Below are 11,870 nucleotides of genomic sequence, written 5' to 3'. Positions count from 1 at the left end.
GAATACGTGAATAAAAAAGAGATCCTCGACAAGCAGAAAAAATATCTCTTCTCCTGCGTGTCTACTTACTATGACGAGCCGCTGGTCATCGACCACGCCAAGGATCATTCGGTGTTCGACGCCGACGGCAAAGAATATCTAGATTTTTTCGGTGGGATTCTCACCGTCAGCGTCGGCCATTGCAACGACAAGGTGACCCAGGCGATCGACGCGCAGACGCACAAGGTGCAGCATATGTCGACGCTCTACGCCAACGAGCCGCAGGTCAATTTGGCGGAGAAGCTGGCGCAGATCACTCCCGGCCGTTTGGAGAAATCTTTTTTTACCAACAGCGGCACCGAGGCCAACGAGACCGCGGTGCTTTTGGCGCAGATTTATACCAAGTGCCAGGACGTGATTACTTTGCGCCACAGTTACAGCGGCCGTTCTTACTTGGCGCTGAGCTTGTCGGCGCAATCGAGCTGGCGCTTGACGCCCAACGTGGTTCCCGGCGTGCATCACATCGCCAACGCTTACTGCTATCGCTGTCCGTTCGGCCTGACTTATCCAAGCTGCGAGTTGAAATGCGCCACCGACGCCGAAGAAGCGATTCAGACCATGACCTCCCAGGGAAAAGTCGCGGCGTTTCTCGCCGAGCCGATTCAAGGCGTCGGCGGTTTCATCGTGCCGCCCAAGGAATATTTCAAAGAGATCGTCGGCATCATCCGCAAATATGGCGGCCTGTTCATCGCCGATGAAGTGCAGACCGGCTGGGGCCGCACCGGCGGTAAAATGTTCGGCATCGAACATTGGGGCGTCGACCCCGACATCATGACTTTCGCAAAAGGCATGGCCAACGGCGTGCCCATCGGCGCGACCATCGCTACGCCGGAAGTCGCCGACAGCATGAAGGGCAACACGATTTCGACCTTCGGCGGCAATCCGGTGACTTGTACGGCGGCGAGCGCGACGATCCAAGTTATCGAAGAGGAAAATTTGGTCGAGAACGCGCGTGTCATGGGCAATCGTTTACGCGACGGCTTGAACGCTTTGCAGCAAAAGTATCCGATCATCGGCGACGTGCGCGGCATGGGCTTGATGCAAGGGATGGAGCTGGTCGGCGAAAAAAAGAAGCCCGACGCCGACAGCACCAAGCGGGTGATGGAGCTGACCAAAAATAATGGCCTGTTGCTCGGCAAGGGCGGCACCTATAGCAATGTGCTGCGGGTATCGCCGTCGCTCAACGTCGACAAGGACGAAGTCGATCATGCGCTCAAAGTTTTGGATCAATCATTCGGTCAATTGGGCCAGTAGCCCAGTGAGCCGCGGACGGATACGCAAGCTGGTAAAAAAATGAAAATGCTTCGACAAGCTCAGCATGAACGGATTTAGCCCCATCATTTCAAGTCCCTTTCCGTTCGTCCTGAGCCTGTCGAAGGATTCCGAGAGGGTTTTTCAGCAACCTGCCAGCGCGCTGGCTAACTCATTGCCCACTCACAATTCAAATGAATAGACTTATTCGTCGGCTCGTCGGTGCGATCCCGGTCATCATCGGCATCTCCTTTCTGATTTTTTTGCTGATGCATTTAGCCCCGGGCGATCCGGTGACGCTGATGCTCGGCGACAACGCCACGCCGCAGGATATTGAAAATCTGCGCCGCGAATTGAAACTCGACCAGCCGATCATGACCCAGTACGCCGACTTTATTTCGCGCGCGCTGCGCGGCGATTTTGGCAAGTCGCTGAAGTTCAACGAGCCGGTAATGAAACTCGTCGCCGAACGGCTGCCGGCCACGCTTGAGCTGGCGTTTGCCAGTTTGCTGGTGGCGATTTCCATCGCGGTGCCGCTGGGAGTCTATTCCGCCATCAAACACAACTCGTTGCTCGACCATGTCGGTATGAGCGTGGCGTTGATCGGCGTGTCGCTGCCGAATTTTTGGCTGGGCATCATGCTGATCTATTTTCTCGGCGGCCAACTGAATCTTCTGCCGGTCGCTGGGCGAATCGAGTATGGCGTCGAAATCAAAAGCATCACCGGCCTCTATTTGTTCGATAGTTTGATCACCGGTAATTTCGCCGGTTTCTGGAGCGCCTTCCAACATCTGCTCATGCCGGCGGTGACGCTGGGCTCGGCGCTGGCGGCGATCGTCACGCGCATCTCGCGCTCCAGCGTGCTCGAAGTGATGCGCCAGGATTACGTCGTAACCGCCCGGGCCAAGGGTTTGAGCGAAAAGAGCGTCATCTGGCGCCACATCTTGCGCAACGCTTTGATCACCATCGTGACAATATTAGGTTTACAATTGGGCGCGCTGCTCAGTGGTTCGGTGGTCACCGAAACGGTTTTTTCTTTTCCCGGTATCGGCGATCTGTTGATCCAATCGATCTCGGCGCGGGACTACAAACTGACGCAGGTTTTGATACTGATGTTCGCCGTGACTTATTTCGTCGTCAATTTACTGGTGGATTTTCTTTACAGTTGGATCGACCCGAGGATCAAGTTCTGATGCTGGCGCTGCGTTTTCTTAAAATCTGGGTGGGCGGAGCGATTCTCTCCGTCTTGTTGCTCTGCGGCCTCGCCGCGCCGCTGTTGGCGCCGCGCGATCCTCAAGCGCAAACTTTGGAAGACCGCCTGCGGCCGCCGCGCTGGACGGAGAACGGGTCGGCGGCGTATTTACTTGGCACCGACAATCTTGGCCGCGACATGCTGAGTCGGATCATCTATGGTTCGCGGATTTCTTTACTGGTCGGCGCGGCGACGGTGATCTTTGCCGGCTTGGTCGGCTGCACTCTTGGCGCCGTGGCCGGCTATTTCGGCGGCACCACGGAAGAACTGGTCGGCAAGCTGTCAGAGATTTTTCTGGCCTTTCCATTTTTACTGATCGCCATCGCGATCATGGCATTTCTCGGCCAAGGCGTCGGCAATCTGATCATGGCGCTGATGCTCAGCCGCTGGGTGCAGTATTGCCGCGTGGTGCGCGGCGAAGTGTTGTCGCTCAAAGAGCGCGACTTCGTGACCGCGGCCAAGGCGTTGGGCGGCAAGGATTTTTACGTGCTGTTTCGCCACGTCGTGCCCAACACTTTCGCCAGCGTCACGGTGATCGCGACTTTCGGCATGGCGATCGTGATCATCACCGAAGCGAGCTTAAGTTTTCTCGGTCTCGGCGTGCCGGTGCATATTCCGACCTGGGGATCCATGCTCGCCGAAGGGCGCAGTTATATTAACCGCGCGCCGTGGTTGACGATATTTCCCGGCTTGGCGATCTTTATCACCGTGTTCGGCATCAACTTGCTCGGCGACGGCCTGCGCGACATTTTCGATCCAAAGTTAAGAAGACAGAGATAGAGATTTGAGACAGAGATTCGAGATAGAGAGTTAAGAATTGCAGATCGAGGAGTAATCGCATGGTAAGAAAGAACGCAACGATTAGCCGACGCGCATTTCTAAAACAGGGCGCGGCTTTGGCTGCCGGCGCCGCGGCCTGGCCGCATTATTTGCTCGATGCGCAGGCTGCGTCGCGCGATCGGGTGACGATTTATCACAGCAGTGTCGCCGATTCGATCCATCCCTTCGATCACAGCTCGAGCCCGATCTATGGCAACTGGCAGCATGTCATCGAACCGCTGGTCGAGTACGATGGTGGGCGTAAAGATTACCTACCGGTGCTCGCCGAGTCGTGGCAATTTCAAGGCAACAAATGGATCTTCAAATTGCGCAAGGGCATCAAGTTTCATAACGGCGCGCCGTTCACTTCCAAGGACGTGGTCTTTTCCATCGAAAAAATCCGCGACGAAAAAGGCGGCAGCCTGCAAGCGCCCAACTTCAAAGACGTGACGGAAATTCAGACACCCGACGATCAGACGGTGATCTTCGTCACCAAACAGCCCAACGCGGTGTTTCTCGATCGGCTCGACAACCGTTTCATGTTGAGCAAAGTCGCCGGGGAAAAATACGGCGATAAGCTGTACGAAAATCTGGTCGGCACCGGCCCGTATAAATTCGTCAGCTATCAGCGCGGCGGCAATCTCGTCTTCACCCGCAACGACGACTATTGGGGCGGCAAGGCGAGTATCAAAGATGTCGTTTTCAAAAAGGTTACGGAAGATACCGCGCGGCTGGCGGCTTTGGAATCGGGTCAGGCGGATTTTGTCAACAACGTACCCGACCATGAAGTGGCGCGCCTGCGCAAACATCCGCGCGTCCGTATCGATCAGGTGGAAGGCTTGCGGATGTTTTTTCTCGCCATCAACGTTGCCTTCAAGCCTTGGGACAACAAGCTGGTGCGCCAGGCGGCCAACTACAGCGTCGATGCGCCGTCGATCATCCGCAATATTTTCGACGGCATCGGTTATCCGTGCAACGGTCCGGTGGGCGCCAACGTGCTCGGCGCCGATCCCAAGTTGAAACGCTATCCGTACAATCCGCAAAAAGCGAAAGAGCTGTTGGCGCAAGCCGGCTTCGCCAATGGCTGCGATATTCAGCTCTACTATTCCGCCGGCCGTTATCCTAAAGACCGCGAGGTTTGTCAGGTGGTGGCGGCGCAGATGGTCAAGGGCGGTTTTCGCGTCGAACTGATTTCCCAGGAGTGGGCTTTGTTCTGGGACAAGCAAGGCGTCAACGGCGGCAAGCTGCCATTTTATTACATTGGCCGAGGCGGTTTGGCCGATGCCGATACGCTTTACGATCAGTATTTTCGCACCGGCACGACTAAGCGCACCGGTTATAGCAATCCTGAGTTAGACAAGATCATCGAGGAGCAGCAGAAAACGCCGGATAACAAGAAGCGCGTGCAGCTTTTGCAGCAAGCCGGCAAGATCATCATGGACGAGGCGCCGTTCATTCCGCTGTTCAATCTCGCCGATATCTACGGCGCGGCGAAAAATCTGGCGTGGAAAGTGCGCGCCGATGAAAAAGTCAAAGCCTGGGACATGAGTATAAAATAACTACGGCTGACGGCGTTGCGTCAATTAGCAGCAGCGTCAATGGAGCTTCCATGCGGACAAACAACAAAACCATTGCTCGGCGCGATTTCTTGAAGCAGGGCGCGTTGCTGGGTTTGACTGCGGCGTTGGGCGGTTCGCTGGCGAAAGTGAGTTACGCCGCATCGCGCGATCGGCTGATGATTCTCAGCAGCATCGGTTTGGACTCCCTTCACCCTTACGCTCATAGTTCCGGGCCGCAGTATGGCATCTGGCAACACATGATCGAGCCGCTGGTGGAGATCAACTACGCCCGCAAAGATTATTACGGCGTGCTCGCCGAGTCGTGGAAGTTCCAAGGAAACACTTGGGTATTTCAGCTCAGGAAAGGGATTCGTTTTCACAACGGCGCGCCGTTCACCGCTCACGATGTCGTCCATTCAGTCAATCGAACGAAAAATGACAAGCGCAGTTTGCAGAAATCGAACTTCGACGACCTGACGGAAGTACAAGCTGTGAACGATTACACCGTGATCTTCACAACCACTGTGCCGAACGCGGTTTTTCTCGATCGATTGCAAAACCGGTTTATGGTGAGCAAGAGCGCGGCGGAGAAGTATGGCGAGGACGCCGATCAACACGCCATCGGCACCGGACCTTACAAGTTCGTCAGCTGGCAGCGCGATGGCAATCTGGTCATGACGCGAAACGACGATTACTGGGGAGCGAAGGCCGCCGTCAAAGAAATCGTCTTGAAAAAAGTCGGCGAGGATGCGGCGCGGCTCGCCGGATTGCTCGCTGGGCAAGGCGACGTCGTCAACAATGTCCCGGTGGAGGAGATTGCCCGCTTGGATAAACATCCGCGGGTGCGCGCGGAAAAAGTCGAAGGGCTGAGAATGTATTTTTTAGCGATGAACGTCATGCACAAGCCGTTCGACAACAAGCTGGTGCGCCAGGCGTTCAACCATGCCGTCGACCCGACGGTGGTCATCAAGCATATCTATGAAGGCAATGGTTATGTGATGAACGGGCCGCTCGGCGCCAACGTGATCGGTTACGATCCCAAGACCAAGCGCTATGCGTACGATCCGAAGAAGGCCAAAGAGCTGTTGACTCAAGCCGGCTTTGCCAACGGCTTGGAGGTGAAGCTCTATTTTTCTCCCGATCGCTATCCAAAAGCGCGCGAGGTATGCCAGGTGATTGCCGACCAACTCGCCAAAGCCGGGGTAAAAACCGAGCTGGTCTCGCAAGAGTTCGCGATCTTCTGGGGTTCGGACGGGGTCAACGGCGGCAAAATTCCCTTTTACTATGTGGGCCGGCCGGCGATCGACGCGGACACGGTCTACGATCAGTATTACCGCTCCGGCAGAACCAAGCGAGTCAGTTTTCAAAACGCCGAGGTGGACCGGCTGATTGACGAGGAGCAAAAGACCGGCGATCAGAAGAAACGCGCCGCGTTATTGCAACAAATTGGCCGCATCCTCATGGAGGAGGCGGCGTTAGTCCCCTTGTACACCTTGGCGGAAATCTACGGTGTCGCGCGCAACGTGATCTGGAAAGCCCACCCGGAAGAAAAAATTCTCGCCTTCGATATGAAAATTCGCTGATGGCGGCGAGAGCCATGCATGGTTGTCAATTTGGAGGATCGAATGAGTTCAAAGACTAAGGGCATCGAGCGCAGAGATTTTCTCAAACAAGTAGCACTCGCCGGCCTGGGCACGTTGCTCGGCAATGGCATTGTCCGCACAAGCTACGCGGCGTCGCGCGAGCGGCTGACGGTGCTCGCCGCAGTCGGACTCGACACGCTGCATCCCTACGCGATCAGCGCCAGTCCGCACTACGGCATTTGGCAGCATATGATCGAGCCGTTGATTGAAATCAATTACGCTAAGAAAGAATATCTCGGCGTGCTCGCCGAGTCGTGGAAGTTCGACGGTAAGAAGTGGGAATTCAAACTGCGCAAGAACGTCCGTTTCCACGACGGCAGCCCGTTTACCGCGAAGGATGTAATTCACTCGGTTAACCGGATCAAGAACGACAAGCAAAGTTTGCAGGCGGAAAATTTTCGCGATGTTACCGAGATCCAAGCTTCAGACGATTACACCGTGGTTTTTACCACGGAAGTGCCCAACGCAGTGTTTCTCGACCGGCTTTACAACCGCTACATGATCAGCAAAGCGGCGGCCGAGAAGTACGGCGATCAAGTGGACCAACATCCGCTCGGCACCGGGCCCTATAAGTATGTCAGCTGGCAGCGCGGCGCCAACTTGGTTTTGACCCGCAACGACGACTATTGGAACGGCAAAAAAGACATTAAAGAAATTGTCATCAAGACAGTGAAAGAAGATTCCGGCCGGGTGTCGGGTTTGTTGGCCGGCCAGGGCGATCTGATCAACAACGTGCCGATCGAAGAGCTGTCGCGCTTCGACAAACATGCCAAGGTCCGCGCCGAAAAAGTCGAAGGTCTGCGCATGCATTTTCTCGCCATGAACAATACTCACAAGCCCTTCGATAACAAATTAGTTCGCCAGGCGATCAACTACGCCGTCGATCCGACGCAGATCATTAAACATATCTACGAAGGCAACGGCTATGTGATGAACGGGCCGATGAGTGCCAACGTCATCGGCTTCGATCCCAAGATCAAACGCTATCCCTACGATCCCAAGAAGGCCAAAGAGCTGTTGGTTAAGGCCGGCTTCACCGACGGCTTGGAAGTGAAACTCTATTTCTCGCCGGACCGCTATCCGAAAGCGCGCGAAGTTTGCCAAGTGATCGCCGATCAATTGGCCAAGGCGGGCGTTAAAGCTGAATTGATCTCGCAAGAGTTTGTCATTTTCTGGGGCAAGGAAGGGGTCAATGGCGGCAAGCTGCCCTTCTATTACGTCGGCCGGCCGGCTATCGATGCCGATACGGTTTACGATCAGTATTTTCGCTCCGGTGTGAGCCCGCGCATTCAGTACAAGAACGCCGAGTTCGACAAGTTGATCGACGAAGAACAAAAAACCGGCGATCCGAAAAAGCGCATTGCGTTGCTCCAACAAGCGGGACGTATCTTAATGGACGAAGTGCCCTTCGTGCCGCTTTACACGCTGGCGGAGAACTACGGCGTGGTGCGCAATGTAATTTGGAAACCGCGGCCGGATGAAAAAATCTTGGCCGCGGAGATGAAGATCCGCTAACGATTTTCTCCTTCAGTCGGCGCATTCAGAGTTGCGACAATGGCCGCTTAACCCGCGCCAGCCTGACCGCTCGCCGACCAGTTTGGCGCGGCGGCGGACAAAATTGCGCAGTCGCTTCAAACATTCACGGACATCTTGCGAATCTACCGCATCCCCGCCTGGTATGGACGTTGCTCTAACTTCTTGCCATGACAACCGGCGCGGTAAATCTAGCCGTGGCGCAAAAGAAAATGCGCTATGCGTCGATACTTCGTTGCATCGGCCAGGCGCTCCAAGCGTTGAGCCTCAAGGCGGTGGAAGTAAAGACCCATGGTGAGGCTTTCGTCGTGCAGGCCTGGAACCGGGGAACTTCGATGGCGATGGATGTCGAGAAAATTTACCAGCTCGATGAAATCCGCCGCATGGACGCGGTGGCGCGCGAGCAGCGCAAGCCTTTCGTCGAGCCGCCGGATCTATTGAGTCTATCCCAGGTGTTTCGCCTGGCGGGAAATTATGTCGACCGGTTGCATGGCCGGCTCTTGCGGGTCTCGTGGCAGGATCAGTCGGACAAAATTCAGTCGATCACGGTGCAATGGGAGCCGATGTCGGCGGGGCCGCAGAGCAGTAAGAACAGCGGCACGGCGACCATCGAAGAGCTGTGCATCCACGTCTACAAGCAACGCAAGAAAATCAATCTCTCCTCGGAGCGCGATGCGCACCGCCCCTTCGTTTCCGTCGACCGCATGAATTGATGCGTCGGTGGAAATCCTTCGCGTTTGTGCAATTTGATAATCCAGACCCATCCCCCAGCCTGGATACCGGCCTGCGCCGGTATGACGGAAGGAAGAGTCCGATTCAAGTCGATGGGTTGAGACGCCTTCGGCTTGGGTCTATTCGCTTCGTTCACGCTTGATACTTCACTTCGCCGCCGACCATTGTCATCTCGACGTTTAGTTCTCGGATTTTTTCCGGCGCGATTGCAAACGGATCCTCCGCCAGCACGGCGATGTCGGCGAGCTTGCCGACTTCCAAAGTTCCCTTGTCGTTTTCTTCGAAGCCGACCCAGGACGCGGTGGTGGTGTGCATGGCGAAGGCTTGGGCGACGGTGATCTTTTCCTCGGGAATCCACACTTCGCCCCAACGCATTTTGCGCGACGCCGCGGTGGCGATGTCGCGCAGCGGGTCCACCGGCCAGTAGCCCGGCGAGTCGGAGCCGCCGGACATGATCACGCCGTTTTTCAACAGCGTGTGAAACGGAAATGCTTTGGTCAACCGGCGTTCGCCGACGCAATCGAGAATCGCATCGCCGATGTAATAAGCGAAGGCGATGTTGGGCACCGCGACGATGCCCGAGCGCACCATGCGGCCGATTAATTTTGGCGTGGCGAGCCAGTTGCCCATGTGTTCGATACGATGGCGGTGGTCTTTGCGCGGCGAGTGCTCGATGGCATTCTCATAGGCGTCGAGCGCCATGTCGAAAGCCTTGTCGCCGATGGCGTGCACACAGCAGCGCAGGCCGGCGTCGTGGCAAACTTGCACGGTGTGATTCAATTCGTCTTGCTGGATTCTAATGATGCCGTGGTTATGTTCGTCGTTCTCATACGGCTCATGGAAGCAGGCGTTGCGCCCGGTGATGCCGCCGTCGATGCTCATCTTGACGCCGCCGATACGCAGCCACTCGTTGCCGAAGCCGGTGGTGAGACCCAACTCGGTGAGACTTTTGGTTTCGATCATCGATTCAATAATTCGCGGCAGGATGCTGACGCGAGCGTGCATGCGGCCTTCTTTGTAAAGTTCTTGATAAGCCCGCACCGGTTCGGCGTAGCGCACGATGTCGTGCACGGTGGTGACGCCGCGCTGCAAGCATTGGTTCAACGCGTAGACGATGCCGTCTTTCAACTGCAAATAATTAAATTCCGGCGCGACTTTTCTGAGTATCAGCTGGGCGCGCTCGTGCAATTCCCCGGTGGGTTCGCCGGTTTGCGCGTCGTGTTTGATATGGCCTCCCGCCGGGTGCGGCGTGTCGCGGGTAATTTTTGCTGCCGCCAGCGCCAGGCTGTTGCCAATCGTCACGTGGGCGCCGAAGGAGATCGACACCGGATGATCCGGCACGGCACGGTCGAGATCGTGGCGGTCGGGAAAACGATGATCGGCGATGCGAAAATCTTGCATGGGACTGCCGTGGGAGACCAGCCACGAACCTTTGGGCGCGCTCGCCGCGGCGTTGGCGAGCCGTTGTAAAATATCCGGCACCGAATGGACGTCGACATAAAAGTCGCGGCAGTCGACTAGCTCCATCTCGGCCGTGCCTTTTTCCGAAAGATGCACATGGGTGTCGGTCAAGCCGGGGATCGCCGTGTGTCCCTTGAGATCGATCATCTCGGTGTCCGGTCCGGCGAAGCGGCGAATGTCCTCTAACTTCCCCGCCGCGACGATGCGCGATCCGCTGATCGCCAGCGCTTCGCATGTGGCGCTTTCGCTGGTGAAGGTGCGGATCTTGCCGTTGAATAGAATCGAATTGGGATAGGGCAACGTACGGGTTTTCATGGCGACTTTCTCCTTGTTAGAACCTGCCCCTTACGCTATAGGTTGCTTCGTTATTCGAAGTCAATAGTTTTTGCCGGAGGATCGCAAAATGGCGCAGCAAAAATTTCACTGGCCCAACAACGCTCGCGTGGCGTTCGTGCTCGGCATCGCCTTCGAATGCTGGGACCGCAACAAACCGTCGCGCGGCGGCGCGCTGCAATCGCCGCTGCCGGCCAATGCGCTGTGCAAGCACGACTATTCGACAGAAACCTTTCGCGACTTCGGCGGCAAGATCGGCGTCAAGCGGTTGCTCGATATTTGCGACAAGTACGATTTGAAAGTGAGTTTGCCGATCAATGGACTGACCTGCGAGTATTGGCCGGAGTTAGTCAAGTACGCGCATGGGCGCGGCCACGAGTTGGTCGCCCATGGCTGGGACCAGGGCGAATATCTTTACATGTTGACGCGCGAACAGGAGCGCGAGAATATTTTCAAAACCGTCGAAGCGATCGCGAAATTAACCGGCGAGCGCCCCACCGGTTGGTCGTCGCCGGGCGTGCGTTCCACCGACAACACGCTGGAACTTAATCTCGAAGCCGGGCTCACGTACAACTGCGATTATCACGACGACGAGATGCCTTATCCGATCAAGATCGGCGCCAAGACGCTGATCATGATCCCGCATCAGTACACGATCAACGATCACCGCATGCAGGAAGAGGGCACGCGCCACGAATTTTTCGACAAGTTCAAAGACGAGTTCGACTACCGCTACGACATCGGCGAACGCGACCCGACGATGATGAACGTGATCACCCACGGCTACCTGAGTTCGCGGATTCCCTACATCGACACGTTTGAAAAAATTATCGCCTACGCAAAAAATCACAAAGACATTTGGTTCGCCCGGCGCGGCGATATCGCCGCCTGGGCGCGGAAGTTTTACGACGGAAAATAGTTTTTCTGTGGTAGGGGCGACCGGTGGTAGCCCTGGTTTATGATGACGATCGAAGGGTGACTTGGGCAGGCGCTTATTTCCAAAGTTTCTTCTTAGAACATTGTGATCTAAAAGACTGCCGCCTCGTGGATGATCCTTACGAAGCACCGAAAACACGCGAACAATGCAAACCGATTGTGCTGTCGTAGCAACGTCAATATGTCATGTTAACAGCAACGCGATTATGTCAGGGTAGTGCGTTGGGTTGAGGTCGTAAGTTAGAAACCTGGCCATAGCGGAACCCCACCTTGTTGGAGTTGGTTCGATATAGGCCAAGTGTGTGCGTCGTT

Annotated in this window: 9 protein-coding genes; 8 read left to right on the top strand and 1 reads right to left on the bottom strand. The window is 55.9% G+C overall.

Translation table 11 applies throughout. The annotated features are described in order from the left end of the window. Positions 1-6 precede the first annotated feature (6 nt). From EXR70_01845 to EXR70_01815, 7 genes are all read left to right on the top strand, one after another. Positions 7-1,293 (top strand): aspartate aminotransferase family protein, encoded by a 1,287-nt coding sequence (locus EXR70_01845; GenBank protein ID MSP37220.1) that lies wholly within the window; start codon positions 7-9, stop codon positions 1,291-1,293. A 191-nt stretch (positions 1,294-1,484) separates the two neighbouring features. Next, positions 1,485-2,483 (top strand): ABC transporter permease, encoded by a 999-nt coding sequence (locus EXR70_01840; GenBank protein MSP37219.1) that lies wholly within the window; start codon positions 1,485-1,487, stop codon positions 2,481-2,483. Continuing rightward, entirely contained in the window at positions 2,483-3,322 is an 840-nt protein-coding gene (locus EXR70_01835; protein MSP37218.1) for an ABC transporter permease, read from the top strand. The genes EXR70_01840 and EXR70_01835 overlap by 1 nt, the downstream gene beginning before the upstream one ends. A 59-nt stretch (positions 3,323-3,381) precedes the next feature. After that, positions 3,382-4,920 carry a twin-arginine translocation signal domain-containing protein gene (locus EXR70_01830; GenBank protein ID MSP37217.1) on the top strand — a complete coding sequence of 513 codons (1,539 nt, stop codon included), beginning with the start codon at positions 3,382-3,384 and terminating at the stop codon, positions 4,918-4,920. Positions 4,921-4,970: 50 nt separating this feature from the next. Further along, complete coding sequence (locus EXR70_01825) at positions 4,971-6,503, top strand: hypothetical protein (GenBank protein ID MSP37216.1); 1,533 nt, start codon at positions 4,971-4,973, stop codon at positions 6,501-6,503. Between the two features lie 18 nt (positions 6,504-6,521). Beyond that, a complete protein-coding gene (locus EXR70_01820; GenBank protein ID MSP37215.1) occupies positions 6,522-8,078 on the top strand; it encodes a twin-arginine translocation signal domain-containing protein in 1,557 nt (518 codons plus the stop codon). A gap of 188 nt (positions 8,079-8,266) precedes the next feature. Beyond that, positions 8,267-8,809 carry a hypothetical protein gene (locus EXR70_01815; GenBank protein ID MSP37214.1) on the top strand — a complete coding sequence of 181 codons (543 nt, stop codon included), beginning with the start codon at positions 8,267-8,269 and terminating at the stop codon, positions 8,807-8,809. A 151-nt stretch (positions 8,810-8,960) separates the two neighbouring features. On the opposite strand, the gene EXR70_01810 is transcribed toward EXR70_01815, so the two are convergent. Continuing rightward, on the bottom strand, positions 8,961-10,604 hold the full coding sequence (locus EXR70_01810) for an amidohydrolase (GenBank protein MSP37213.1): 1,644 nt from the start codon (positions 10,602-10,604) through the stop codon (positions 8,961-8,963). Between the two features lie 88 nt (positions 10,605-10,692). Between EXR70_01810 and EXR70_01805 the strand changes: the two genes are divergently transcribed. Next, positions 10,693-11,541, top strand: a complete 849-nt coding sequence (locus EXR70_01805) for a hypothetical protein (protein MSP37212.1) — start codon at positions 10,693-10,695, stop codon at positions 11,539-11,541. Positions 11,542-11,870 lie beyond the last annotated feature (329 nt).

This window comes from Deltaproteobacteria bacterium (assembly GCA_009692615.1).
Taxonomy (GTDB): domain Bacteria; phylum Desulfobacterota; class Binatia; order UBA9968; family UBA9968; genus DP-20.
The sequence above is the reverse complement of the archived record's forward strand: the minus strand, read 5'-3'. Positions and strand labels throughout refer to the sequence as shown.